26 protein-coding genes and 3 tRNA genes are annotated in these 25,547 nt (G+C 68.1%); 12 read left to right on the top strand and 17 right to left on the bottom strand.

The genetic code is table 11. From position 1 onward, the window contains the following. Positions 1–127: 127 nt before the first annotated feature. Positions 128–421 (top strand): hypothetical protein, encoded by a 294-nt coding sequence (locus tag IEX69_RS12305; protein WP_157127039.1) that lies wholly within the window; start codon positions 128–130, stop codon positions 419–421. Here IEX69_RS12305 and IEX69_RS12300 read toward each other — a convergent pair. The 3 genes from IEX69_RS12300 to IEX69_RS12290 form a co-directional block, all read right to left on the bottom strand. After that, on the bottom strand, positions 411–857 hold the full coding sequence (locus IEX69_RS12300) for an SRPBCC domain-containing protein (protein WP_174604346.1): 447 nt from the start codon (positions 855–857) through the stop codon (positions 411–413). The two genes, IEX69_RS12305 and IEX69_RS12300, sit on opposite strands and share 11 nt — an antisense overlap. A gap of 124 nt (positions 858–981) precedes the next feature. Next, positions 982–1,065, bottom strand: a tRNA-Leu gene (locus tag IEX69_RS12295). 80 nt (positions 1,066–1,145) lie between these two features. Further along, positions 1,146–1,586 (bottom strand): CoA-binding protein, encoded by a 441-nt coding sequence (locus IEX69_RS12290; RefSeq protein WP_217348647.1) that lies wholly within the window; start codon positions 1,584–1,586, stop codon positions 1,146–1,148. Between the two features lie 195 nt (positions 1,587–1,781). Here IEX69_RS12290 and IEX69_RS12285 point away from each other — a divergent pair, with 195 nt between their 5' ends. The 7 genes from IEX69_RS12285 to pknB are packed head-to-tail and all read left to right on the top strand — an operon-like array spanning position 1,782 to position 10,837. Further along, a complete protein-coding gene (locus IEX69_RS12285) occupies positions 1,782–2,579 on the top strand; it encodes an FHA domain-containing protein (protein WP_085017628.1) in 798 nt (265 codons plus the stop codon). A gap of 6 nt (positions 2,580–2,585) precedes the next feature. Beyond that, on the top strand, positions 2,586–3,134 hold the full coding sequence (locus IEX69_RS12280; RefSeq protein ID WP_085017627.1) for an FHA domain-containing protein FhaB/FipA: 549 nt from the start codon (positions 2,586–2,588) through the stop codon (positions 3,132–3,134). Between the two features lie 18 nt (positions 3,135–3,152). Then, positions 3,153–4,472 (top strand): PP2C family protein-serine/threonine phosphatase, encoded by a 1,320-nt coding sequence (locus IEX69_RS12275; RefSeq protein WP_229756333.1) that lies wholly within the window; start codon positions 3,153–3,155, stop codon positions 4,470–4,472. Continuing rightward, on the top strand, positions 4,469–5,851 hold the full coding sequence (locus tag IEX69_RS12270; protein ID WP_085017625.1) for an FtsW/RodA/SpoVE family cell cycle protein: 1,383 nt from the start codon (positions 4,469–4,471) through the stop codon (positions 5,849–5,851). The genes IEX69_RS12275 and IEX69_RS12270 overlap by 4 nt, the downstream gene beginning before the upstream one ends. 4 nt (positions 5,852–5,855) lie before the next feature. Then, positions 5,856–7,310 (top strand): peptidoglycan D,D-transpeptidase FtsI family protein, encoded by a 1,455-nt coding sequence (locus tag IEX69_RS12265; RefSeq protein WP_085017624.1) that lies wholly within the window; start codon positions 5,856–5,858, stop codon positions 7,308–7,310. Next, complete coding sequence (locus tag IEX69_RS12260) at positions 7,307–9,085, top strand: protein kinase domain-containing protein (protein ID WP_085017623.1); 1,779 nt, start codon at positions 7,307–7,309, stop codon at positions 9,083–9,085. Before IEX69_RS12265 ends, IEX69_RS12260 begins: the two co-directional genes overlap by 4 nt. A 48-nt stretch (positions 9,086–9,133) precedes the next feature. Further along, positions 9,134–10,837 carry a Stk1 family PASTA domain-containing Ser/Thr kinase gene (gene pknB / locus IEX69_RS12255; protein WP_085017622.1) on the top strand — a complete coding sequence of 568 codons (1,704 nt, stop codon included), beginning with the start codon at positions 9,134–9,136 and terminating at the stop codon, positions 10,835–10,837. 63 nt (positions 10,838–10,900) lie between these two features. Here the strand turns inward: pknB and IEX69_RS12250 are convergent, their stop codons facing one another. Genes IEX69_RS12250 through IEX69_RS12240 form a run of 3 tightly spaced genes read right to left on the bottom strand, consistent with a single transcriptional unit; the run spans position 10,901 to position 12,524 of the window. Next, the gene (locus IEX69_RS12250; protein ID WP_085017621.1) at positions 10,901–11,539 is read right to left on the bottom strand and encodes an anthranilate synthase component II; all 639 of its coding nucleotides are present in this window, start codon (positions 11,537–11,539) and stop codon (positions 10,901–10,903) included. Next, on the bottom strand, positions 11,536–11,697 hold the full coding sequence (locus IEX69_RS12245) for a DUF4175 domain-containing protein (protein ID WP_162818385.1): 162 nt from the start codon (positions 11,695–11,697) through the stop codon (positions 11,536–11,538). The genes IEX69_RS12250 and IEX69_RS12245 overlap by 4 nt, the downstream gene beginning before the upstream one ends. Further along, entirely contained in the window at positions 11,697–12,524 is an 828-nt protein-coding gene (locus tag IEX69_RS12240; protein WP_174604345.1) for a class E sortase, read from the bottom strand. Before IEX69_RS12240 ends, IEX69_RS12245 begins: the two co-directional genes overlap by 1 nt. 100 nt (positions 12,525–12,624) lie before the next feature. Between IEX69_RS12240 and IEX69_RS12235 the strand changes: the two genes are divergently transcribed. Next, on the top strand, positions 12,625–12,891 hold the full coding sequence (locus IEX69_RS12235; RefSeq protein ID WP_085017620.1) for a cell division protein CrgA: 267 nt from the start codon (positions 12,625–12,627) through the stop codon (positions 12,889–12,891). Positions 12,892–12,963: 72 nt separating this feature from the next. Here IEX69_RS12235 and IEX69_RS12230 read toward each other — a convergent pair whose 3' ends face one another. Further along, positions 12,964–13,845 carry a rhomboid family intramembrane serine protease gene (locus tag IEX69_RS12230; protein WP_085017619.1) on the bottom strand — a complete coding sequence of 294 codons (882 nt, stop codon included), beginning with the start codon at positions 13,843–13,845 and terminating at the stop codon, positions 12,964–12,966. Between the two features lie 28 nt (positions 13,846–13,873). Then, positions 13,874–14,413 (bottom strand): peptidylprolyl isomerase, encoded by a 540-nt coding sequence (locus IEX69_RS12225; protein ID WP_085017618.1) that lies wholly within the window; start codon positions 14,411–14,413, stop codon positions 13,874–13,876. A 140-nt stretch (positions 14,414–14,553) separates the two neighbouring features. Here IEX69_RS12225 and IEX69_RS12220 point away from each other — a divergent pair, with 140 nt between their 5' ends. The 3 genes from IEX69_RS12220 to IEX69_RS12210 all read left to right on the top strand — a co-directional run bounded on the left by IEX69_RS12220 (position 14,554) and on the right by IEX69_RS12210 (position 15,878). Beyond that, entirely contained in the window at positions 14,554–15,120 is a 567-nt protein-coding gene (locus tag IEX69_RS12220; protein ID WP_085017617.1) for a hypothetical protein, read from the top strand. 85 nt (positions 15,121–15,205) lie between these two features. Beyond that, positions 15,206–15,481, top strand: a complete 276-nt coding sequence (locus IEX69_RS21105; protein WP_085017616.1) for a type II toxin-antitoxin system Phd/YefM family antitoxin — start codon at positions 15,206–15,208, stop codon at positions 15,479–15,481. A 1-nt stretch (position 15,482) separates the two neighbouring features. Beyond that, positions 15,483–15,878, top strand: coding sequence for a type II toxin-antitoxin system VapC family toxin (locus IEX69_RS12210; RefSeq protein ID WP_085017615.1), 396 nt, complete (start codon positions 15,483–15,485; stop codon positions 15,876–15,878). 196 nt (positions 15,879–16,074) lie between these two features. Here IEX69_RS12210 and IEX69_RS12205 read toward each other — a convergent pair. From IEX69_RS12205 to dnaN, 9 genes are all read right to left on the bottom strand, one after another. Beyond that, positions 16,075–16,147, bottom strand: a tRNA-Ala gene (locus IEX69_RS12205). A gap of 12 nt (positions 16,148–16,159) precedes the next feature. Next, a tRNA-Ile gene (locus tag IEX69_RS12200) sits at positions 16,160–16,233 on the bottom strand. Between the two features lie 72 nt (positions 16,234–16,305). Further along, positions 16,306–16,713 (bottom strand): DUF3566 domain-containing protein, encoded by a 408-nt coding sequence (locus tag IEX69_RS12195; RefSeq protein WP_085017614.1) that lies wholly within the window; start codon positions 16,711–16,713, stop codon positions 16,306–16,308. Continuing rightward, entirely contained in the window at positions 16,706–19,252 is a 2,547-nt protein-coding gene (gene gyrA, locus IEX69_RS12190) for a DNA gyrase subunit A (RefSeq protein ID WP_085017613.1), read from the bottom strand. The genes IEX69_RS12195 and gyrA overlap by 8 nt, the downstream gene beginning before the upstream one ends. 70 nt (positions 19,253–19,322) lie before the next feature. Continuing rightward, positions 19,323–21,344 carry a DNA topoisomerase (ATP-hydrolyzing) subunit B gene (gene gyrB, locus IEX69_RS12185; RefSeq protein ID WP_085017612.1) on the bottom strand — a complete coding sequence of 674 codons (2,022 nt, stop codon included), beginning with the start codon at positions 21,342–21,344 and terminating at the stop codon, positions 19,323–19,325. Positions 21,345–21,466: 122 nt separating this feature from the next. Continuing rightward, positions 21,467–21,952: a DciA family protein gene (locus tag IEX69_RS12180; protein WP_085017611.1), complete on the bottom strand. Its 486-nt coding sequence runs from the start codon at positions 21,950–21,952 to the stop codon at positions 21,467–21,469. Next, positions 21,945–23,126, bottom strand: a complete 1,182-nt coding sequence (recF, locus tag IEX69_RS12175; RefSeq protein WP_085017610.1) for a DNA replication/repair protein RecF — start codon at positions 23,124–23,126, stop codon at positions 21,945–21,947. Before recF ends, IEX69_RS12180 begins: the two co-directional genes overlap by 8 nt. An 8-nt stretch (positions 23,127–23,134) precedes the next feature. Then, the gene (gene gnd, locus IEX69_RS12170) at positions 23,135–24,022 is read right to left on the bottom strand and encodes a phosphogluconate dehydrogenase (NAD(+)-dependent, decarboxylating) (protein WP_085017609.1); all 888 of its coding nucleotides are present in this window, start codon (positions 24,020–24,022) and stop codon (positions 23,135–23,137) included. Positions 24,023–24,078: 56 nt separating this feature from the next. Next, entirely contained in the window at positions 24,079–25,224 is a 1,146-nt protein-coding gene (dnaN, locus tag IEX69_RS12165; protein ID WP_085017608.1) for a DNA polymerase III subunit beta, read from the bottom strand. Positions 25,225–25,547 lie beyond the last annotated feature (323 nt).

The raw sequence follows: 25,547 nt of genomic DNA, 5'->3' as shown, positions 1-25,547 counted from the left end.
CTCTCCACAGGTTGTCCACACCCCGGAGGGGGCCTCCTTTCCCGCACAATCGGCGTTGGAGCGGAAGTTATCCACAGAAGTCGTCCGCATCCCCTCACCACAGTCGGCTCGCCGCACACTCGACCGCATGAACGCAGACAGCATGGCCACCATCACCCTCTACGACCGCTCCGGCAGGATCGCCGAGCGTCACGACGACGTCCCACTCGCCATCCGAGGTTCGGAGCTCGTCTTCGGCGCGCCGATGCGCCGACGAATCCCGCTCCTCGAGGTCGAGTCGATCAGCTCCGAGGGGGACGACCTCGTCCTCTCGATCGACGACCATCGCCTGGAGGTCATGCTCGGAGACGTCGAGGCGGAGACGTGGGCCGACGGCTTGCGCTCGCTCGTCGACGCCCTCGCTCCCGGCGTCAGTCCGTGACGATGTCCTTCTCCACGGCTGTCCGGAGTGCCTCGAGCATCGCCGACCAGTTCGCCTCGGCGTGCTCCTGCTCCTCCTTGCCGGCGTTGTGGTCCTGCGTCAGCACGACGCGGGTCCGATCGTCGCCGATGGGCTCGAGGACGTACGAGACGGTGTGATGCACCTCCGTCGCCTCGGACTGGTCCGGCTTCGGGGCGAAGTGGGTCATCACGAGGCGGTGGGGCTCCTCCACGAGCACCACCTCACCCCGGTCCTCGAAGGACCTCCCCTCCCATTCGCCGCGGTAGACGATCGGGGAGCCCACCGTCCAGTCGGTCTCCACCTCGGACCCGAACATGTACTCCGGCACACGCGCGGAGTCGGTGAGCACGGCCCACACCTCCTGAGGCGTCGCCCTGATCTGCACGGTCGCGGTCGCCACGTGATTCTCGGTCATGTTCCGATCCCACACCCCGGAGCCGACAGCGCACACCCCTGGGAGGAAGGGGAGACCAGGCATGAAAGAGGAGGGTGAAACAAGGAGAGGACCCGGATCATCGATCCGAGTCCTCTACCGTCCGTGCGCGAGGGGGGACTTGAACCCCCACGCCCTTGCGGGCACTGGCACCTGAAGCCAGCGCGTCTGCCAATTCCGCCACTCGCGCGAACTGGACGAGACTACCACACGCCGGTGACGCGCCAGAGCCGCGACCGAGCCGCCCGGGCCACGTCCACCCGAGCCCGCTCAGGACGCCGGCGGACGCGCCCCGGTCACGGCGAGCACGACGGCCGTGCAGCGATCCTCGACGTAGTCGAGCCCGCCCTCCTCGGCGATCCGCCGCGCCTCCGGCGACGCGATCCCGAGCTGCAGCCAGACTCCGCGAGCGCCGATGCGGACCGCCTGCTCGGCGATGCCCGCCGCCTCCGGGGAGGGCCGGAACACGTCGACGAAGTCCACCTGCTCCGGGATGTCCTCGAGCGATCGGTAGGCGGGCTCACCGAGCAGCGTCGTCGCGGTCGGATGCACGCCGATGACGCGGTATCCCACCTGCTGGAGACGTGCGGGCACGGTGTGCGCCGACTTCGCCGGATCGGTGCTGAGGCCCACGACCGCGATGGTCCGGGACGTGCGCATGAGGCGCTCAGCCACCTCGTCCATGCTCTCCACAGTGCTCTGGTCGCCCATGTCCCGTATCGTAACCCCGCGTGCCTCGACGGCGGTCTGGCAGTGGTTTATCGGTCAAGCTGAGTAACATCGTCGTAGCATCCACCCCCAACACCGACACGCACCCGCTGTGCGAACCCCCATCCATTCGTTCCCGCCGCCGACGACGCCGTCAGGGACAGGACCGATAGAGGAAGCAAGGAGAACGGGACAGACGTGGGAATCCTGGACAGTTTCGAGCGAGGTCTCGAGCGTGCCGTCAACGGCGCGTTCGCGAAGACCTTCCGTTCGGGGCTCCAGCCGGTGGAGATCTCGTCCGCTCTCAAGCGCGAGCTCGACACCAGGGCCGCCGTCGTGGCCCGCGACCGCATCCTCGTGCCCAACTCCTTCCGCGTGCTCCTCTCGCCCGCCGACCACGAGCGGATGACCGCGCTGGGCTCGGCGCTGATCACCGAGCTCGACGGCATCGTGAAGCAGCACGCCGCGCAGCAGGGCTTCCAGTTCGCCGGCCCGGTCGTCATCGACCTCGTCAGCGACGAGTCGATCAGCAAGGGGATGATCGAGGTGGAGTCGTCGAACCTCGCCGACGACGTGCGCTGGGTCCCGGTGGTCGACATCGCGGGCAAGCGCCATCCGCTCCGCTCCCGCACCGTGATCGGCCGAGGCAGCGACGCCGACATCACGATCGACGACACCGGCACCAGCCGCAAGCACGTCGAGATCGTGTGGGACGGCTCGCACGCCCAGGCGCGCGATCTCGGCTCCACCAACGGCTCGCAGCTGAACGGGCGTCCGTTCCAGAAGGCGACCCTCGAGCCCGACTCGGTCATCACGATCGGCCGTACCGCCATCACCTTCCGGGTGGTCCCGCAGACGAGCGCGACGAGCACGAGCGGATCGGGCCGCGCGGGCGCGGGCCGGACGCCGGGCGCTCCGCCCCAGCGGCCCGCTGCCGCGCCGAAGCAGTCGGGCGGTCAGCGTGCCGCCCACGATCCCGGCGGGTTCTGGGGGTAGCGGCCGATGAGTGAGCTCACCCTGCTGATCCTCCAGCTCGCCTTCCTGGCGCTGCTGTGGATCTTCGTCTTCGTGATCGTGTACGCGATGCGCTCCGACCTGTTCGGCGCGCGGGTCCGCCGCATGAAGGAGGCGCCCGCCGCGGCCGCGCCTGCCCCGACACCGGTGACCACGCCGCCCTCCGGCGCCCCCGCTCCCAAGGTGCCGACCTTCGTCCCCGCACCCGGCACCGAGCTGAGCGGACCGCCGCGGGCGACGACCAGCAACGCCGGCCGCCTGGTCATCACCTCCGGCCCGAAGTCGGGCGCCGAGATCCCTCTCGGCACCGAGCCGCTCACGATCGGCCGCTCCTCCGACTCCAGCGTCGTCATCCGAGACGACTACACCTCCACGCACCACGCCCGCCTGATGGTGTGGGGCGAGGAGTGGGTGGTCCAGGACCTCGACTCCACCAACGGGACGTTCCTCGACGGGCAGCGCGTCACCTCCCCTCTGCACGTGACGCTCAACACGCCGATCCGCATCGGCGCCACCACGTTCGAGCTGCGGCGGTAGTCCGTGGCGATTGTGACCGTGAGCGCGGCCGTTTCGCACACTGGAAAGATCCGCTCGAACAACCAGGACTCCGGCTTCGCCGGGGAGACCCTGTTCGTGGTCGCCGACGGGATGGGCGGTCACGCGGGAGGCGACGTGGCGTCGGCTCTGGCGGTGCGCCGGCTCGCCGAGATCGACGGCGAGTACAGCTCGGCGGTGGATGCGGAGTTCGCCCTGCAGGAGGCGATCGTCGCCACGAACGCGGTGCTGTCCGAGACGGTCTACGAGCATCCGGAGCTCACCGGCATGGGCACGACGCTCAGCGCCCTGGTTCGGGTGGGCCAGAGCGTCGCCATCGCCCACATCGGCGACTCGCGCATCTACCGGCTCCGCGACGGGGTGCTCTCGCAGATCACCGTCGACCACACCTTCGTGCAGCGGCTCGTCGACTCCGGCCGCATCACGCCCGAGGAGGCGAAGACCCATCCCCGCCGCTCGGTCCTGATGCGGGTGCTCGGCGACGTCGACGCCGCACCCGAGGTCGATCTCCAGGTGATGGACACCCGACCCGGCGACCGGTGGATGCTCTGCTCCGACGGACTGAGCGGCGTCGTCGAGCGCGACGACATCGAGCGCGTGCTGACGGAGCTGTCCGATCCGGATGCGGCCGCCGACGCCCTCGTGCGCGAGAGCCTCGACCGCGGGGCGCCCGACAACGTCACCGTCATCGTGATCGACGTCGACCAGTCCCTCGAAATCACCGAGCAGACCCCGACGACGGTCGGGTCGGCCGCGGCGCCGATCGTCTTCGACCAGCAGGTCGGTCGACGTTCGGCCCGCCTGCCGGGCCTGCGCCTGCACCCGCGCCCGGTGCAGCCCGAGAGCCACTTCGAGCCCGAGTCGGAGGGCTACCTCGACGAGCTCATCGAGGAGGATCGCCGCCGGTCGCGCCGTCGGAAGGCGACGTGGCTCGTGGGCGCGCTCGTCGTGATCGGGATCATCGCGGCCGGCCTCTACGCCGGATACCAGTGGACGCAGACCCGCTACTTCGTCGGCCAGTCCGACGGCTACGTCGCGGTCTACCAGGGGGTCCAGCAGGGGATCGGGCCGGTGTCCCTCTCGCACGTCTTCCAGCAGACCGACATCCCCGTCGACTCGCTGTCGCCGTACGCGCAGGGGCAGGTCTCGAACACGATCAGCGCGGGCTCGGTGACCGAAGCCCTCGAGATCGTCCAACGCCTGTCGAACGCGACGGTGCAGCCGGACGACCCGGCCACCCCGAGCCCCACGCCGACACCGACACCGCAGCCCGCGGACCAGCCGGCCCCGCAGCCCGCCGCCGAGGGGGTGACCGGATGACCGACGTCACCGCTCCCGTCGGCACCACACGACCCGAGACGCCCGGCAAGGGCGTGCGTCGCATCCGCGTGCCGAAGAAGCTCCGCAACCTCGAGCTGGTCATGCTCCTCTTCGCGTGCGCGCTCAACGCGGCCGCGGTGGTGCTCGTGCAGTTCGGCGCGCTGGGCTACGCCGACCAGACCGTGCTGTTCCTCGGCGCCGGACTGTCCATCCTGGTGTTCGGGATGCACGTGGCGCTGCGGTTCGTCGCGAGCAACGCCGACCCCTTCATCCTCCCGATCGCGTCGCTCCTGAACGGCCTCGGCATCGCCGAGATCTACCGCATCGACATCGCCAACGACCTCACCGGCTGGGAGAGCACCGCCGTCCGCCAGGTGGTGTGGAGCGCGATCGCCATCGTCATCGCGATCGCGGTCGTGGTCGTGATCCGGAACCACCGCGTCCTGCAGCGCTACACCTACATCGCGATGCTCGTCGCCGCGGTGCTCCTGCTGCTGCCGATGCTGCCGGTGGTGGGCCAGGAGATCTACGGCGCGAGGGTGTGGATCCACATCGGGGAGTTCTCGTTCCAGCCCGGCGAGGTCGCCAAGATCGCCCTCGCGGTGTTCTTCGCGGGGTACCTCGTGTCGCGTCGCGACAGCCTCTCGATGGTGGGCCGCAAGTTCCTCGGGATGCGGTTCCCGCGCGCCCGCGACCTCGGCCCGATCCTGGTGCTCTGGGGCGTCGCGATGGCGATCATCATCTTCCAGCGCGACCTCGGCACCGCTCTGCTCTACTTCGGGCTCTTCGTCGTGATGCTCTACGTCGCGACCGGGCGGGCGAGCTGGGTGGTGCTCGGCGTCGGGCTGTTCCTCGCCGGTGCGATCATCGCCAGCCAGGTCCTGCCGTACGTGAACGACCGGTTCACCAACTGGCTCTACCCGTTCAAGGACCCCGACAACGCCAGCTACCAGCTCGTGCAGGGCCTCTTCGGCCTGGCGAACGGCGGTCTGATCGGGACGGGCCTCGGGCAGGGACGCCCCGACATCACCCCGCTGGCGCAGAGCGACTACATCATCGCGAGCCTGGGCGAGGAGCTGGGGCTGGCGGGCCTGTTCGCGATCTTCTGCCTCTACATGCTGTTCATCGCCCGGGGCTTCCGCATCAGCTTCGCCGGCCAGGACGACTTCGGTCGCCTCCTCGGCGTCGGGCTGTCGTTCACCGTCGCGCTGCAGTGCTTCATCGTCATCGGCGGCGTCACCCGGGTGATCCCGCTGACCGGTCTGACCACCCCGTTCCTCGCCGCGGGCGGTTCGTCGCTCGTCGCGAACTGGATCATCGTCGCTCTCCTGCTGCGACTGTCCGACACAGTTCGCAATCAGCCAAGGCTGGTGATCTAGAAGGATGACCCGAGAACTCAAGCGCGTGAGCATCGTGGTCGTGCTGATGTTCGTCACGCTCTTCGTGTCGAGCACCACCATCCAGTTCTTCCAGGCCTCGAACCTCGCCGACAACCCGCGGAACGCCCGGACGATCTACGCCAGCTACGACGTCCAGCGCGGATCCATCCTGGTGCAGGGCCAGCCGATCGCCGAGTCCGTGCCGAGCGGCGACGAGTACAAGTACCAGCGCGTCTACACCAACGGTCCGCTCTACAGCGCGGTCACCGGCTACTACACGCTCGGCCAGGGGTCGACCGGCATCGAGCAGTCCCTGAACGACTACCTCAGCGGAACCTCGAGCTCCCAGTTCCTCGACTACCTCAACCGCATCATCACCGGCCAGAACCCGCAGGGCGCCTCCGTCTCGCTCACCATCGACCCGGTGGCCCAGCAGGCGGCCTACGACGCCCTCGGCGACCTCCAGGGAGCGGTGGTCGCGATCGAGCCGTCGACCGGGCGCATCCTCGCCATGGTCTCCAAGCCCGACTACGACCCGAACGCCCTCGCGGTCCACGACACCAAGGCCGTCGACGACACCTACCAGCAGCTGCTCCAGGCCGCCGGCGATCCGCTCATCAACAAGACGATCGACGACCTCAACCCGCCCGGGTCCACGTTCAAGATCGTCACCACCGCCGCGGCGCTCCAGAACGCGGGCCTGCCCGTCGACCACACCCTCGAGAACACCGCCCGCTACCAGCTGCCCGGATCCGACCAGACGGTCTCGAACGCCGGCGGCGGCACCTGCGGGGGCGGCGACCAGGTCAGCATCGCGACCGCCTTCATCCTGTCGTGCAACATCCCGATGGCCGAGCTCGGCGTGGAGATGGGCGACAAGGACCTCGGCGACATGGCGAACGCGTTCGGCTTCGGCAAGGAGCTCACCGTCCCGATGGATGTCGCGGCGAGCCAGTTCCCGAGCACCGCGGGCGACGACGCCCAGCTCGCCCTGCAGTCCTTCGGCCAGGGCAGCGACGTCGCCACCCCGCTGCAGATCGCGATGCTCTCGGCCGGCGTCGCGAACGGCGGGAAGATCATGACCCCGAACCTCGTCGACTCGATCAACGCTCCCGACCTGAGCAGCCTCCAGAGCTTCCAGCCGAAGGAGTTCGCCACCCCGATGACGAGCGACACCGCGTCGACGATCTCTCAACTGATGGTCGAGGCGGTCCAATCCGGAGCGGCGACTAATGCAAGAATAGACGGGACCAGTGTGGCCGGTAAGACGGGGACCGCGGAGAACGGGGACGGCGATCCCTACACGCTGTGGTTCACCGGATACGCGCCTGCCGACAATCCTCGGATCGCCGTGGCGGTCGTGGTGGAGAACGGCGGCGGGCAAGGGCAGTCCGGCACGGGCAACAGCCTGGCCGCGCCGATCGCGAAACAAGTACTAGAGGCGGTGCTGAATAAATGAGACCCACAGCAGGGCTGACGTTCGGAGGCCGGTACGAGCTGTCCAAGCGGATCGCGATCGGCGGCATGGGCGAGGTGTGGGAGGCCACCGACCTCGTCATCGGACGCACCGTCGCCATCAAGATCCTCAAGGACGAGTACATGGGCGACCCCGGGTTCCTCGAGCGCTTCCGCGCCGAGGCCCGGCACGCGGCGCTCGTCAACCATGAGGGCATCGCGAACGTCTACGACTACGGCGAGGAGGAAGGCAGCGCCTACCTCGTGATGGAGCTCGTGCCCGGCGAGGCGCTCTCCACGATCCTCGAGCGTGAGCACACCCTCCCGACCGACCGCGTCCTCGACATCGTCGCTCAGACCGCGCTCGCCCTGCAGGCCGCCCACGCCGCCGGCCTCGTCCACCGCGACATCAAGCCCGGCAACCTCCTGATCACGCCGGATGGGCGGGTGAAGATCACCGACTTCGGCATCGCCCGGATCGCCGACCAGGTCCCACTCACCGCCACCGGTCAGGTCATGGGCACGGTGCAGTACCTCTCGCCCGAGCAGGCGAGCGGTCAGCCGGCCTCGCCCACCACCGACATCTACTCCCTGGGCATCGTCGCGTACGAGTGTCTCGCCGGCCGCCGTCCCTTCACCGGCGAGTCCCAGGTCGCGATCGCGATGGCTCAGATCAACGAGCAGCCGCCGCCGCTGCCCACCACCGTGCCCGAGCCCGTGCGCAACCTCGTGCTCGCCTGCATCGCCAAGAAGCCGGATGAGCGGCCGTCCTCCACCGGGAACCTCGCCCGCGCGGCGATGGCCCTGCGCCGCGGCGACATCGCCGCTGCCGCCGCAGCCGTGCCGGCCGTCCTCGGCGGCAGCGAGCTCCCGCCGACGTCGGCGACGCGCGTCATGTCGTCCGCCGCGCCCACCGCGGCGACCACGGTCCTCGGTGCGCAGGGCATCCAGCCCACGCCCACCGCTCAGGCCCCGGTCGCCACCGAGCCGCCCGCCGAGGCAGAGAAGAAGAAGCGGAGCCCCTGGACGGTCCCGCTCATCGTCCTCATCGTCATCCTCGCGCTGGTGATCGTCGGCACGATCGTGGGTCTGCTGCTGCAGAACACGGGGAACAGCTCGAACCCGACGCCGGCGCCGACCACCCCGACCTCGGCGCCCAGCACGCCGACGAACACCCCCACGCCGACTCCCACTCCGACGCCCACCTCGAACACGGTCGCGGTCAGCGAGGCCGAGCTCAAGGGCAAGACCTTCGATGAGGCGGCGGCCATCCTGACCGGTCTCGGACTGAGCGCCGACCGCGCGGCCGGCGCGCCGGCGACGAGCCCCGACCAGGTCGACGTCGTCTACCAGGCGAGCCCAGTCGGGAACGTCAACAAGGGCACCACGATCACGCTGACGGTGTACAGCGCCCAGATCGTCCCCGACGCGCCCAAGGACGCCCCCAAGGTGCAGAGCGGCGAGTCCGGCGGCAAGGTGCCGGCCAACGGCACCTTCGTGGTGAGCTGGCCCGCCTACAGCTGCCCCTCCGGGACCACGCTCAGTGGCTACACGGTCCAGGCCTCCAACGCTGCCGTGACGATCGAGCCGGGTACGGGCACCACCGCGACGCTGCAGGCCGCGAACGCCGAGGGCGCCACCATCTCCGTCACCTACGCGGTGAGCTGCTCCGGTGCGGCGTCGGGCTCCTCGCCCACGCTCACCGTCCCGATCGGTCCCGCTGCCAGCAGCGGCGGCACCGGCGGCGGCGGCACCGGTGGCGGCGGCTCCGGCAACTGATCACCCCGCGTCCACCACGTCCCGCAGCACCAGAGGAGCCCCATCACCGTGACCGACGACACCCGACTGCTCGCTGGGAGGTACCGCCTCGGTGACCTCATCGGCCGCGGCGGCATGTCCAACGTCTACATGGGGCGCGACGAGCGGCTCGGTCGTCAGGTCGCGATCAAGCTCCTCCGGTCGCAGCTCGCGGGCGATCCGATCTTCCGCACCCGGTTCCGGCAGGAGGCGCAGGCGGCCTCGCGCATGGCGCATCCGACCATCGTGCGGGTCTTCGACGCGGGCGAGGAGCGGATCGCCGAGCCGGGCGGCTTCGAGGGCGTCGTGCCCTTCATCGTCATGGAGTACGTCGACGGCCGCCTGCTGAAGGACGTCATCAAGTCCGACGGCCCGCTCGACGTCGCCGAGGCGATCCGGATCACCGAGGGCATCCTCACCGCGCTCGAGTACTCGCATCGGGCCGGCGTCGTGCACCGCGACATCAAGCCCGGCAACGTGATGATCACGCACGGCGGCCAGGTGAAGGTGATGGACTTCGGGATCGCGCGCGCCATCTCCGACTCGTCCGCCACGGTCGCGCAGACGACCGCCATCCTCGGGACGGCGCAGTACTTCTCTCCCGAGCAGGCGCGCGGCGAGTCGGTCGACGCCCGCACCGACCTGTACTCCACGGGGATCGTGCTCTTCGAGATGCTCACCGGGCGACCGCCCTTCAGCGGCGACACCCCCGTCGCGGTCGCCTATCAGCACGTCAGCGAGGCACCGGTCGCCCCGTCGACCCTCAATCCGCTGGTCTCCCCGGCGGTCGACCAGGTGGTGCTGCACTCGCTGGCGAAGGACCGCTTCGCCCGGTTCCAGAGCTCGGCGGAGTTCCGCGCCGATCTCGAGGTCGCCGCCTCCGGCCGCATCCCCTCCAAGCGCGTCCCCGTCGACGACTTCCAGTCCTCGCTGTTCGGCGCACCCCCGAGCCTCGCCGCAGGGTCGGAGTCGCCGCTCACCCAGCTGGCGGGCGACGACCAGTACGCGGTCCGCACCCAGTCGCGACCGCCGGTGCTCTGGATCTGGGCCGGCATCGCCTCCGTCGCCGTCATCCTGGTGGCGATCGTGTTCTGGGTGCTCTCGCTCCAGCCCTCCGATCAGCTGCCCGCGGCTTCGCGCGAGGTGCCGACCGTGACAGGGCAGACGTTCGAGGATGCCCAGTCCACGCTGCAGCAGCTCGACCTCGTCACCGCGCGCTTCGAGGTCTACAGCGACACCGTGCCCAAGGGCCAGGTCGTCGACACCAACCCCGCGGCCGGGACCATCGTGTCTCCCCAGACGGTGATCACCGTCAACGTGTCGCAGGGGCGGAAGAGCGTCCCCGTGCCCTCCGTGCAGGGGCTGTCGTCGACCGACGCCGCCGCCCAGATCACGCAGGCGGGGTTCAAGGTCGGCCAGATCACCAAGGAGAACTCGGCGTCGGCCCCTGCCGACACCGTGATCCGAACCGACCCGGCGGGCACGACGGACGGCTACGCCGGCGACACGATCAACCTCGTGGTCTCCTCGGGCCTCGTCACGGTGCCCGACGTCACCGGTCAGCCGATCGATGCCGCCCAGTCGACGCTCTCCGGCCTCTCTCTCGCGGTCAAGGTCGAGCAGGACATGGGGTGCGACGCCGTCACGGGAAATCCCGTCTCAGGCCAGTCGATCGCCCCCGGCGATGCTGCCCAGGGCTCGGAGATCACACTCCGCTACTGCGGCCGACGCTGACACCGATCCGCCCGGCCCGTCCGGTCGGCCCGCGCATCGCTCTGCGAGCGGAGGCCGGGCAGCTCAGACGGCGCGGAGGAGCGGGTTGAGACCCTTCGAGAGCTCCTTGGCCTCGACCAGTCCCGCGACCGCGAGCCAGTTGCCGAGCATCGCGTAGCCGCCCTCGGTGAGCACCGACTCGGGGTGGAACTGAACACCGTAGATCGGTGCGGACACGTGGCGCAGACCCATGATCACGCCGCCCTGCGTCCGTGAGGTGATCACGAGCGACTCGGGCACCGTGCCGTCGACCACCGCGAGCGAGTGGTAGCGGGTTGCCGTGAACGACGCAGGGACGTCGTCGTAGAACGCGCTCCCGTCGTGCTCGATCACCGAGGTCTTGCCGTGCATGAGCTCCTCGGCGTTGGTGACCGTCGCGCCCATCGCCTCGGCGATCGCCTGATGGCCGAGGCACACACCGAGCAGGGGCACGTCGGCCTCGATCGCCGCGTGCACGACCGGGATCGACACCCCCGCATCCGCGGGCTTTCCCGGACCAGGCGAGACGAGGACGGCGTCGTACTCGGCGAGCTTCGTGGCGGCGTCGGAGGCGTCGAACGAGTCGTTGCGCACCACGTCGACCTCGGCACCCAGCTGCTGCAGGTAGCCCGCCAGCGTGTAGACGAAGCTGTCGTAGTTGTCGATGACCAGGACCCGGGTCATTGGTCGACCGTCACATCCTGCGTGGGGGTGGTGAGCTCGTCGATCCACGGGAACACGTAGAAGGCGAGCACGTAGAGGATCGCCGCGACGAGGACGACGAGGATGAGGATGCGGAGCCAGACCGGACCGGGCAGAACACGCCAGAGAGCTGCGTACATCAGGCGCCCACCATCCCTGCGATCTCCGCCGGCGGCCCGGCCGACCTCGGCTGCCAGCTCTCCAGCACGCCGTACGCGATGATGCGCTCAGAGGCGATGTAGAGCGGGTTGCAGCTGGTCAGGGTGATCAGGCGGTCGGTCGGAGCGACACCGTCGGCCTGCGGGACCGGGTCGATGACGCCCACACCGTACGGCGTGACGTACTCGAGCCCACGGAAGCGATAGGTGTAGAACCCGTCCTGCGTCTCGATGTAGATGGGGTCGCCGATCTGGAGCTCGTTGATCTTGAGGAACGGGCTCCCCCAGCCGTCGCGGTGGGCCGCGATCGCGAAGTTGCCCACCTCGCCCGGCATCTGGGTGCTCGGGTAGTGACCGGCGCCTCCGTTGTTGAGGACGGCCTTCGGGTCGACGCCCTGAGCGATGGTCTTCCGGAAGTCGCTGCCGAAACGGGGCACGTAGAGCACCGCGAACTCCTGGCCCGCCCCGGGAATGGCGGCGACGGGCGGATCGCCGTACTGGCCGCTCGCCGGGCTCGGCGCCGCCGTGGGGCTCGCATCCGTGGTCGGCGCCGTCGTGGGGGTCTCGGTGGCCCACTGCTGCGAGAGGGAGGACGCGTCGCTGGCCTGCTGGTTGTTCAGCATGATGCCGTTGATCGAGAACTGCCAGCCGAGGAAGAGGAGAACCAGCACGCCGGCCGTGATGAGCAGCTCGCCGAACACGCCGATGATCCGCGACGCGACGCTGCGACGGGGCTTGGTCTTCTTGGGCCGGCGCGGTCGCAGAGGAAGGTCGTCGGCCCCCGGGGCGACGTCGTCAGACGTGCTCATGGTGACATCCTAGGTGCGTCTACCTGAAGGACTGCTCCGGAATGGTTGCCTGTGGAGAACGACCCGGGTGCGCACAGGCGTTTTCGTTAGACTTCTCCCCATGGCCAGAGACCGAGCATCCTCGAGCGACGTCGCGCGACGCTCGCGCGACGTGCAGCGCACCACTTCCGACGAGACGGCGAAGAGCCCGAATCCGGTCTGGTACAAGCCCGTCATGTTCGGCTTCATGCTGATCGGGCTGCTCTGGATCATCGTCTTCTACGTCAGCCAGGGCATCCTGCCCGTCCCCGGGCTCGGCACGTGGAACATCCTCATCGGCTTCGGCATCGCCTTCATCGGCTTCATCATGACCACCAGGTGGCGCTGACCCACGACCGGGTTCCACAAGTTACACCGGTGTAATCATCCCCAATGGGGATAAGGCTGTGGATAACTTTCGTCAGTAGGTGAGCGATCTGACCACGGTGAGTGCGATGAGCACCACCACGATCGCCGCCACCAACAGGATCTGCACCCACCTCTGCTGCCGACGCCTCGTGCGCACGAAGACCAGTGCGACGAGTGCGCCCGCGACGAGGCCACCCACGTGCGCCTGCCACGAGATGTTCGACAGGAAGAACCCCATCGCGAGGTTCAGTCCCACGAGCACCAGGATCTGAGCGCTGTCGCCGCCCAGGTGACGGTTGATGATGAAGAACGCGCCCATCAGACCGAAGATCGCGCCCGAGGCTCCGACCACGGCCGTCAGGGGGTCGGCCAGCAGGTCGACCGCCACAGAACCCCCGAAGCCCGCGACCAGGTAGAGGGTCAGGAACCGCCACCGCCCGACCATCCGCTCCAGGATGGGGCCGAAGATGAACAGCGTGTACATGTTCAGCAGGATGTGGAGGATCGACCACGGCGCTGAGATCGAGAACGGGGAGTGCACGAACACCGCGGTGATCATGCGCCAGGGCTCGAAGGGCACCCCCGGCAGACCGCTGGTGTAGATCGGTGCGTACTGCAGGGCCTGCGTGACGCCCAGTCCGGGGATCGACTGCAGGATGTAGACGAGCACGCACGCGGCGATGATCGCGTACGTCATGACCGGCGCACCCTGCCCGGTGAGGTTCCGGAGGAACGACGGCCGCCGCGACGCGCTGTACGCTCGCGGGGTCTCCTGTCGATCGCGTCGAGCGCACTCGACGCAGTGCACGCCCACCGCCGCCTGCACCTGGCACTCAGGACAGATGGTGCGACCGCACCGCTGACAGAGGACGAAGCTCTGTCGGTTGGGGTGCCGGTAGCAGTAGTTGTCGGGGGAGTCCGGGAGACTCGTCATGGGCGGCGAGCGTGCGCGACGGGGAGGGTCAGACGGCTTCGACGGTGACGCTCTCGATCACGACGTCGTCGAGCGGACGGTCGTAGGAGTCGGTGGCGACACCCGCGAGCTTGTCGACGACGCGCTTCGACGCGTCATCGGCGACCTCGCCGAAGATGGTGTGCTTGCCCTGGAGCCAGGTGGTCGGGCCCACGGTGATGAAGAACTGCGATCCGTTCGTGCCACGGCCGCCCTGGATGCCGGCGTTCGCCATGGCGAGCATGTACGGCTGGGTGAAGTCGAGCTCGGGGTTGATCTCGTCGTCGAAGCGGAAGCCGGGGCCGCCGGTACCGGTGCCGAGGGGGTCGCCGCCCTGGATCATGAAGCCCGGGATGATGCGGTGGAAGACCACGCCGTCGTAGAGCGGCGCCGTGGAGGGCTGGCCCGTCTTCGGGTCGGTCCACTCGATCTCACCCGTCGCGAGCCCGACGAAGTTGTTCACGGTCTTCGGTGCGTGGAAGCCGTAGAGGTTGACGACGATCGGGCCGTGGTTCGTGTTGAGGGTGGCGACATGGGTGTGAGCGGGCATGGTCCGATTCTCCCACACCGGCCGTGTCGTCCAGGGAAGCCGCAGCCGCCTTGCGGCGGATGACCAGTGAGCTGCTATGGCCGATGTGCGGATGCGTGGCAAGATGACAGTGATCGTGCTCACTCCGATGGAGGTTTCACATGGCTCTCTCCCGCCGACGCCGTAAAGAGCTCAAGCGACTGAAGGGGTCCGCCGAGTCGCTCTGGGCCGACCAGCAGGTCTTGATCGAGCGTGCCAGCGACGTCCTCAAGCAGGCGAAGCTGCAGGCAGGCCACCTCACGACGGAGGAGGTCATCCCCCGGGTGAAGACCGCCGCCGACTCGGTGTCGCCGGCCATCAGCAAGAACGTCGCCGCCGTCAAGGCCGCGGGCGACACTGCCCGTGATCGCTTCACGTCGGATGTGGTGCCCGCTGTGGCGACCACCCTCGGCTCGGCCGTCGCCGTCCTCCAGGCCGCTCGCGACCCCGAGCTGGCCAAGAAGCGCGCGAAGAAGCTGAAGAAGAACGTCTCGAAGAACATCGCGGCGTTCTCCCCCAAGAAGCAGAAGTCGGGACCCGGAGCCGGTGCCGTCGTGCTGATCAGCCTCGGTGCCGTCGTCGCGGTCGGCGTCGCGTACGCCGTCTGGCAGACCTTCCGTGCCGACGACGAGCTCTGGATCGCCGACGAGGAGCCCGACTCGCTCGACAAGCCTAACGCCGAGGGCTGACCCTCCGCGCTGACCTCGAGAGGGGCCGTCCGATCCGTCGGGCGGCCCCTTTCTTGTGTCTTCCTCATGTGCTACTTTGTAGAACATGGCCGAGGTCGGGATTCGGGCGCTGAAGCAGAACGCTTCCGCCGTCGTCGCACGAGTAGCCGCAGGTGAGACAGTGACCATCACCGACAGAGGGCGCCCCGTCGCGCTCATGACCCCGATACGCCCGTCGCGCGTCGAGGAGATGATCGCGTCGGGCCAGATCAGGCCCGCCACACGATCGTTGGCCGACATGCCGCTCCCGAAGCCCCTCGACGACGACGGCCCCACGTTGTCGGAGGTGCTGCAGCAGATGCGCGACGAAGACGACCGGTAGCGTGTACTCCTACTTCGACTCGTCCGCGTTCGTGAAGCTGGTCATTCCCGAGGAGGCCAGTGTGGAGTTGAAAGCGTGGGTCGATGGATCTTCGCTCAGCCCCATCTCCAATGATCTCCTTCACACCGAGATCCTGCGCGCAGTCAGACGGCGTGCCCCTCAGCGCCTTCCTGACGCGCGCCACCTGCTCTCCGGTGTGCTGACGGCGTCCATCACGACGAGCATCGCCGACAGGGCCGCGTGGCTCGAGCCACCGTCGGTCCGATCGCTCGACGCGCTCCACGTCGCGACAGCCCTGGAGATCGGCGATGGAGTCCACGCCTTCGTCACGTACGACACCCGGATGCAGGAATGCGCCAGGGCACATGGGTTCGATGTGGTGGCGCCGGGGGCGTGAGCTTCGCGTGAAGGAGCTCGCGTGAAAGAGCTCGCGCCGAGCGGAGTAGCGCCGGAAGCGGTGCTTCCGGCTTGCGACGAGGGGAATCGTCCCTGAGCCAAGCATGGCTCAGGGGCCCACCCCTGGTCGGGCTTCTCATCCACGCATCTGCACCGAATGACGAAGGCCCCGCACCAGCGGGGCCTTCGTCATTCGGTGGAGACGAGGGGAATCGAACCCCTAACCCCCTGCTTGCAAAGCAGGTGCTCTGCCAATTGAGCTACGTCCCCGAAGGGATGGAGTGGGGCTACAAGGACTTGAACCTTGGACCTCTTCGTTATCAGCGAAGCGCTCTAACCGCCTGAGCTATAGCCCCGTAGGCCGGAATGGCCGAATAGAACCCTACCTCACGACCGGCTGGTCATCCAAACCGGCCGCGAGGCCCGGCTCACTTGTTGGTGAACCCGAGCATCACGCCGCCGGTGATGCGGACCGCGAGGTTGTACAGCGCGGCCGCGATCGCACCGAGCGCGGTGATGACGATGACATCGAGCACCGCGACGACGACCGAGAAGCCCATGACCTGACCGAGCGACGCGATGTCGTTCAGGTTGAAGTTCTCCTGGCCGGCGATCGACTGCAGCAGCGTGTTGATGCGGTCGAACACACCGGTCTGGTTGAGCACCGACCAGATCAGGAAGCTCGCCACGATGGTGATGATCCCGAGGATGATCGCGAGCAGGAACGAGATCTTCAGCACCGACCAGAAGTCGATGTAGACGAGCTTGAGGCGTACCTGCTTGGTCGACGCCACTCGCGCGGTCTTCTTCGCGAGCTTGTCGGCAACGTTACTCATCCGTCGGTACATCCTCTCCAGACGCCAGGTCGGCGGCGGCCGCCCCGGGCTCGGATTCGAGCTCGGCGTCCAGGTTGCGTTCGGTGTTCTTGGCCACAGCAATGATGCGGTCGTCGTCTGAGAATCTGGCGAAGACGACGCCCATCGTGTCACGGCCCTTGGCCGGGACTTCGGCCACGGCAGACCTTACCACCTTGCCGCTGGCAAGAACCACAAGCACCTCGTCGTCCTCGCCGACGATCAGCGAGCCCACGAGATCGCCCCTCGCCTCGGCCAGCTTGGCCACCTTGATGCCCAGTCCGCCGCGGCCCTGGAGCCGGTACTCGTCGACCGAGGTGCGCTTCGCGTACCCGCCCTCGGTGACGATGAACACGTATCCGTCGTGGCTCACCACGGACGCGCCCTGCAGGGTGTCGCCCTCGCGGAACTTCATGCCGATGACACCGGACGTCGCGCGCCCCATCGGACGGAGGGTCTCGTCGGAGGCGGTGAAGCGGATCGACATGCCGTGACGCGACACGAGCAGGACGTCGGAGTCCTCGTTCACGAGCAGCGCCGAGACGAGCTCGTCGCCCTCGCGCAGGTTGATCGCGATGATGCCGCCCGAGCGGTTCGTGTCGTACTCGGTGAGGGCGGTCTTCTTCAGCAGACCGTCGCGCGTGGCGAGCACCAGGTACTGGGCGACCTCGTAGTCGCGGATGTCGAGGATCTGCGTGATCTGCTCGTCCGGGCTCATCGCCAGCAGGTTGGCGACGTGCTGGCCCTTCGCATCGCGACCGGCCTCCTGGATCTCGTACGCCTTGGCGCGGTAGACGCGCCCGGTGTTCGTGAAGAACAGGAGCCAGTGGTGCGTCGTCGTGACGAAGAAGTGCTCGACCACGTCGTCGGCGCGCAGCTGCGCGCCCTTCACGCCCTTGCCACCGCGGTGCTGCGAGCGGTAGTTGTCGCTCCGCGTGCGCTTGATGTACCCACCGCGCGTGACCGTGACCACCATCTCCTCCTCGGGGATGAGGTCCTCCACGCTCATGTCGCCGTCGAAGCCGAACATGATCTCGGTGCGACGGTCGTCGCCGAACTTCTCCGTGATCTCACGGAGCTCGTCGGCGATGAGGGTGCGCTGGCGGATCTCGGACGCGAGGATCGCCTCGTACTCCTCGATCAGCGCGGCCAGCTGCTCCGCCTCCTCCTGGATCTTCTGCCGCTCGAGCGCCGCGAGGCGTCGGAGCTGCAGCTCGAGGATGGCACGGGCCTGCACCTCGTCGATCTCGAGCAGGTCGATCAGGCCGTCGCGCGCATCCTCGACCGTGGGCGACCGGCGGATGAGGGCGATCACCTCGTCGAGGGCGTCGAGCGCCTTGAGGTACGCACGCAGGATGTGCATGCGCTCCTCGGCCTTGCGCAGCCGGAAGCGGGTGCGACGGACGATGACCTCGATCTGGTGCGTCACCCACTCGCGGATGAAGCCGTCGAGCGAGAGCGTGCGCGGCACGCCGTCGACGATGGCGAGCATGTTCGCGCCGAAGTTCTCCTGCAGCTGCGTGTGCTTGTACAGGTTGTTGAGGACGACCTTGGCCACCGCGTCGCGCTTCAGGATGATGACCAGGCGCTGACCGGTGCGGCCGGACGACTCGTCGCGGATGTCGGCGATGCCGCCGATCCGCCCCTCCTTGACCAGGTCGGCGATCTTGATCGCCAGGTTCTCCGGGTTGACCTGGTACGGCAGCTCGGTGACGACGAGGCAGGTGCGACCCTGGACCTCCTCGATGTTCACGACCGCGCGCATCGTGATCGAGCCGCGACCCGTGCGGTACATGTCGTGGATGCCCTTGACGCCGAGGATCTGCGCCGACGTCGGGAAGTCGGGCCCCTTGATGCGCTGGATGAGCGCCTCGAGCAGCTCCTCGCGCGACGCATCGGGGTGCTCGAGCGCCCAGAGCGCACCCTCGGAGACCTCGCGCAGGTTGTGCGGCGGGATGTTCGTGGCCATGCCGACCGCGATGCCGACGGAGCCGTTCACCAGCAGGTTCGGGAACCGGCTCGGAAGGACGACCGGCTCCTGCGTGCGCCCGTCGTAGTTGTCCTGGAAGTCGACGGTGTCCTCGTCGATGTCGCGCACCATCTCCATGGCGAGCGGAGCCATCTTGGTCTCGGTGTACCGGTGCGCGGCCGCGCCGTCGTTTCCGGGCGAACCGAAGTTGCCCTGTCCGAGCGCCAGCGGATAGCGAAGCGACCACGGCTGGACCAGTCGCACGAGCGCGTCGTAGACCGAGCTGTCACCGTGCGGGTGGAACTGGCCCATCACGTCGCCGATCACACGCGTGCACTTGGAGAAGGCCCGGTCGGGACGGTATCCGCCGTCGTACATCGTGAAGACCACGCGGCGGTGCACCGGCTTGAGGCCGTCGCGGACGTCGGGCAGCGCACGGCCGACGATCACGCTCATCGCGTAGTCGAGGTACGAGCGCTGCATCTCGAGCTGGAGGTCGACCTGCTCGATCCGGTCGCCGGCGGGGCCGGTGGTCTCGATGTCGTCGGTCACAGGGATCTCTTTTCAGGATGTGCGGGGCGCCGGGGCGCGGAGAGAGGGGACGGGAGGCGGGGCCTCGGCGTCAGATGTCGAGGAAGCGGACGTCCTTGGCGTTCTGCTGGATGAAGGTGCGGCGTGCGTCGACGTCGTCGCCCATCAGGGTCGCGAAGATGCCGTCGGCGATGGCCGCGTCCTCCAGGGTCACCTGCAGCAGCGTGCGCGAGTCGGGGTTCATCGTCGTGTCCCACAGCTCCTGGTGGTTCATCTCGCCCAGACCCTTGTAGCGCTGCACGCCGTTGTCCTTCTGCAGACGCTTGCCCGCCGCGGCGCCGGCCTCGAGCAGCGCATCCCGCTCGCGGTCGGAGTAGACGTACTCGTGCTCCGCGTTCGTCCACTTCAGACGGTAGAGCGGCGGCTGCGCGAGGTACACGTAACCGAGCTCGATGAGCGGTCGCATGTAGCGGAACAGCAGGGTGAGCAGCAGCGTCGTGATGTGCTGACCGTCGACGTCGGCGTCGGCCATGAGCACGATCTTGTGGTACCTGGCCTTCTCGCCGTCGAAGTCCTCGCCGATGCCCGTGCCGAACGCCGTGATCATCGCCTGGATCTCGGCGTTGGCGAGGGCGCGATCCAGACGCGCCTTCTCGACGTTGAGGATCTTGCCGCGCAGCGGCAGGATCGCCTGCGTCTCGGGGTTCCGGCCGGTCTTGGCCGAACCACCCGCCGAGTCTCCCTCGACGAGGAAGATCTCGCTGCGCGAGGGATCCTTGCTCGAGCAGTCGGCGAGCTTGCCAGGGAGGCCGCTGCCCTCGAGCAGTCCCTTGCGACGGGTCTGCTCGCGCGCCTTGCGGGCCGCGATGCGGGCCTGGGATGCGGAGATCGCCTTGCGGATGATCTCGCGCGCCACCTGCGGGTTGCGCTCGAACCAGTCGCCGAGCTGCTGACCGGTGATGCGCTGCACGAACGCCTTCGCCTCGGTGTTGCCGAGCTTGGTCTTGGTCTGGCCCTCGAACTGCGGTTCGCTGAGCTTGACCGAGATGACCGCGGTGAGACCCTCGCGCACGTCGTCGCCGGAGAGGTTCTCGTCCTTCTCGCGGAGGAGGTTCTTCTCGCGCGCGTAGCGGTTGACCAGCGAGGTCAGAGCCGCGCGGAAGCCCTCCTCGTGCGTGCCGCCCTCGTGCGTGTTGATCGTGTTGGCGTAGGTGTGGACGCTCTCCGAGTACGCGGTCGTCCACTGCATGGCGACCTCGAGGGCGATCTTCTTGTCGGTGTCCTCGGTCTCGAAGGAGATGATCTCGGGGTTGACCACCTCGCTCTTCTTCGCCGAGTTGAGGTACTCCACGTAGTCGACGAGACCGCGCTCGTAGTGGAAGACGTCGCTGCGGGTCTTGCCCTCGTCGTCGGGCTCGCGCTCGTCGTCGAGCGAGATCCGCAGGCCCTTGTTGAGGAAGGCCATCTGCTGGAAGCGGGTGCGCAGGGTCTCGTAGTCGAACTCGACCGTCTCGAAGATCTCGGCGTTGGGCCAGAACGTGATCGTCGTCCCGGTGCGCTCGGTCTGCTCACCGCGCTCCAGCGGTGCCTCGGGCACGCCGTTCCGGTAGGACTGACGGAAGACGTAGCCGCCACGGCTGACCTCGACGTCGAGCTCGCGCGAGAGCGCGTTGACGACGGAGCTGCCGACGCCGTGGAGTCCGCCGGAGACCGCGTAGCCGCCACCGCCGAACTTGCCGCCCGCGTGGAGGATGGTCAGGACGACCTCGACGGTCGACTTCTTCTCGGTGGGGTGCTCGTCGGTGGGGATGCCTCGACCGTTGTCGATGACCCGCACACCACCCGACGACAGGATGGTCACCTGGATGTCGTCGGCGTAGCCGGCGAGCGCCTCGTCGACGGAGTTGTCGACGATCTCGTAGACCAGGTGGTGCAGACCGCGCGGACCGGTCGAACCGATGTACATGCCGGGGCGCTTGCGCACCGCCTCGAGGCCCTCGAGCACCTGGATCTGATTGGCGCCGTACTCATGGTCGACGGGCTGATGATGAACCGCCTCGCCTGAGATCGCAGGAGTGTCGTCCGTCACAGGCTCGTTCGATTCATCCGTCATAGATTCCAGGCTCCTCAGCTGTCGCGAAAGCGACCCTTCATCCTATCAAGCGAGGCCCCGATCGCGGGGCTGGAAAGGCCCTCTGAGCGGCTTTTTCGCTCCTGGCGACCAGATTTGTCCACTCAGCCGTAGGTATCGCGAGGGCCACGCCCTGGAATCGATCTGGAGCCTCGTTTCCAGGTGGGGGCGTGGGGCGCTTCGAAGCGGATGGACTCGATGCCCGCATCGGGGTATCTCTGAGCGATGCTCCCCAGCAGGTGCGAACGCATCGTGCGCAGCTGCGTCGCCCAGGCCGTCGAGTCGCACTGGATGGTGAGCACGGCGTCGGTCACGCCCATCGGCCGCGAGTGCTCGGCCGTCTCGGGCCCGGCGATCTCGGCCCAGTCGAGCATGATGTCGGACTTCGCCAGCGAGGCCGTCCAGCCCAGCTCCTGCGAGAGCGAGTCGACCACGTCGCCGAGGGGTCGCGGGTCACGGCCCCGACCGTACGGCATGTTCGTCCCGTCGTCGTCGACCTCCCTCGTGCGGATCCCGCGACGCGTGCGGCGGACGGGGGCGCCGGCCAGGGCCTCCTTCAGACGGAGGTAGACGTTCTGCGACTCAGTCATCGGCCGCCTCCGTCTCCACGATCTCCCCGGCGTTCACGTGCACGGTGTGCGCGGTGAGCTCCTTGGGCACGTCGTCGTAGACGGCGGCGGTGATCAGCACCTGCTCGTAGTCGAGGACCGCCTCCGCGAGCCGAGCCCGCCGGCCCGAGTCGAGCTCGGCGAACACGTCGTCGAGGATCACCACGGGATCTCCGAGGAGCGACTCGGTGCGCAGCAGGTCGGCGCTGGCCAGCCGGAGCGACAGCGCGAACGACCACGACTCCCCATGGCTCGCATACCCCTTGGCGGGCAGCCCGTTCAGGGTGAACAGCACGTCGTCGCGGTGCGGACCGCAGAGCGTCACCCCTCGATCGCGCTCGGCCCGGCGCACCCGGTCGAGCCCGGCGCGGAACATCGCCCGGAGATCGTCGATCGAGGAGGACACGTCGCCCAGCGGCCCGGACTCGCCGTCGGCGTCCTCCGAGTCCGGATGATCGGCGAGCACGCTCAGGACCACCCCGAGCGCCGGCTCCTGATCCGTCCCGGCCACCGCCTGATACGCGGAGCGGACACGCGGACCGAGGGCGGCGACGACGGCGATGCGCTCCTTCATGATCTCGGCGCCCAGCTCGACCAGCCTGTCGTTCCACACCTCGAGTGTCGGCAGCGTCTCGGCCTTCAGGCCGGATGCGCGCGCGGACTTCAGGAGGGCGTTGCGCTGACGGAGCACCCGGTCGTAGTCCGAGAGCACCCCGGAGAGCCGAGGGCTCCGCTGCACGAGGAGCCCGTCGACGAACCGACGCCTCGTCGACGGCTCGCCGCGGACGAGGGCGAGATCCTCGGGAGCGAACAGCACGCTCGCCGCGTAGCGCGGCAGCTCGCGCGGCTTGATCGCCGCGCGGTTCACCTGCGCGCGGTTCGCTCCCGTCCGGTTGATCTGCACCTCGACGAGCAGCTCACGCTGCTCGTGCGTCAGCTTCGCCCTGATCACCGCCGACTCGCATCCGCTGCGGATGAGGGCCTGGTCGGTCGAGACGCGGTGCGACCCGACCGTGGCCAGGTACCCCACCGCCTCGACGAGGTTGGTCTTGCCCTGCCCGTTGCGGCCGACGAACAGGTTCGCGCCGCGCTCGAGCGCCACGTCCGCCGTCCGGTAGTTGCGGAAGTCGGTGAGCTGGAGGTGACTGACGTGCACTCAGGCGATCAGTCGAGCTCTTTGACGGCGTGACCGCCGAACTGGTTGCGCAGGGCCGCGACGGCCTTCATCGAGGGCGAGTCCTCCTGGCGCGAGACGAAGCGGGCGAAGATCGCGGCGCTGATGGCGGGCATCGGCACGGCGTTCTCGATCGCCTCCTCGAGCGTCCAGCGGCCCTCGCCGGAGTCCTGGACGTAGCCCTGGATGTCGTGGAACTCGGGGTCGGCCTCGAGTGCGCGGACCAGGAGGTCGAGGAGCCAGGAGCGCACGACCGTGCCGCGCTGCCAGGCCTTGAACGTCCCGGTGACGTCCTTGATGATGTCCTTCTTGGTGTCGAGCAGCTCGTAGCCCTCGGCGTAGGCCTGCATGATGCCGTACTCGATGCCGTTGTGCACCATCTTGGCGTAGTGGCCGGCGCCGACCTCGCCGACGTGCACGAAGCCCTCCTCGCGCGGACCCTCGGGACGCAGGGCGTCGAAGATCGGCATGGCGCGCTCGACGTTCTCGGCGGTGCCGCCGACCATCAGCCCGTAGCCGTTCTCGAGGCCCCAGACGCCACCCGAGACACCCGCATCCATGAACTCGATGCCCTTGGGCACCAGGTACTCGGAGTGCTTGAAGTCCTCGGTCCACTTCGAGTTGCCGCCGTCGATGATGAGGTCGCCCTCGTCGAGCACGTCGGCCAGGTCGTGGATCACGCCGTCGGTGATCTCACCGGCGGGCACCATGACCCAGACGATGCGCGGCGCAGGCAGTGCCGCGGCGAGCGCGGCGAGGTCGGGGACGTCGGTCACGGCCGGGTTGCGGTCGTATCCCGTCACCTCGATGCCGGCGTTGCGCAGACGGGTGCGCATGTTGTTGCCCATCTTGCCGAGTCCGATGAGACCGATCTGCATGAACCTTCTCCTTGTTCGAGGTGTGCCGAGTTCGAGGTGGGGTGGAGGGGCCGGGATCAGCGGAGCAGCAGGTTGGGCTGCAGCAGGTAGCGGTAGTCGTCGGACCCGGGCTGGTCCTTCGACGACTGGCTGGTGATCAGCACCGGGCCGGGCTTGTTCGGGTTGTCGGTCTTGGTGAACGAGATCCGGACGAACTCGGAGTGCACGGCGCCGAGTCCGTCGAGGAGGAACTGCGGCTTGAGCGACACGACGGTGTCCTCCCCGGTGAGGAGGGCGTCGATGGTCTCGGATGCCTGCGCCTGCTCGGATCCGATCGCCTCGAGGGTCACGCCGTCGAGGGTGAAGCTGAAGCGGAGCGCGGCCTCGCGCTCGAGCACCAGGGAGACGCGCTTGACCGCCTCGATGAGCTCAGCGGTGTTCATGACCGCGTAGTTCTCGACGCTCTCGGGGAACAGTCTCTTGACCGGCGGGAAGTTGCCCTTGATGAGCAGCGTCGTCACCGTCTTGCGATCGGCGCTGAAGGCGATGAGCTCGCGGTCGTCGGTGCCCGTGATCGACACCGAGATCGTGCCCGCGTTGCCGAACGTGCGACCGACCTCGTGGAGGGTGCGCGCCGGCACGAGCGCCGTCGCCTGCTGGACTCCTCCGTCGCTGCCGTCCCAGTCGATGTCGCGGACCGCGACGCGGTAGCGGTCGGTGGCGACGAGCGAGAGCGAGTTGTCGGCGATCTCGAGCTGGACGCCGGTGATGACGGGCGTGACGTCGTCGCGGGACGCGGCGACGGCGACCTGCGCCACCGCGGTGGAGAACGTGTCGGCCGGGAGGACGCCGCTCTGGGCGCCGACCTGCGGGAGGGTCGGGTACTCCTCGACGGGCATGCTCAGCAGGGTGAAGCGAGCGGAGCCGCAGCGCACGACGATGTGCGAGTCCTCCGTGGAGAACTGCACGGGCGCGTTGGGCAGGCGCGAGGCGATGTCGCTCAGGAGGCGCCCCGAGACGAGGACCACGCCCGACTCCTCGACCTCCGCGGGGATCTGCGTCTGAGCGGAGACCTCGTAGTCGAAGGACGACAGGGTGAGCTCTCCGCCCTCGGCCTCGATGAGCACGCCGCTCAGGATGGGGAGGGTGGTGCGCTGCGGGAGGAGCTTCACCGCGAACGAGACCGCCTCGCTGAAGACGTCTCGATTTACTTGGAACTTCACGAAGTCACCTCTGAGTGCACGGTAGACGCTGGGTCGACTCATGTTATCTGGTGCGGTCGGCCGCCGCCGATCGGGTTCGCCGATCCCCAAGGTTGTGGGGAGCCATTAATGAGAGAGAGATCGTTAATGGTGTTAACCGCTGTGGATATGTGGACAAGTCTCGTCCCGCCGCGCGGATTCTGGAAACTACAACTCTGTAAGTTGTCGATGACGTGTGAATGACACCGTGTGCCGAGGAAACCGCATCCGGCGGCGAGATGAACGGATCCACAACTCGACGCGACGGACTCACAATTGTCATTCGGTTCTCCACAGGTTGTCCA

This window comes from Cnuibacter physcomitrellae (assembly GCF_014640535.1).
Classification (GTDB): Bacteria; Actinomycetota; Actinomycetes; order Actinomycetales; family Microbacteriaceae; genus Cnuibacter; species Cnuibacter physcomitrellae.
Note: the sequence above shows the minus strand (reverse complement) of the source record. Positions and strands in the feature narration are given on the sequence as shown.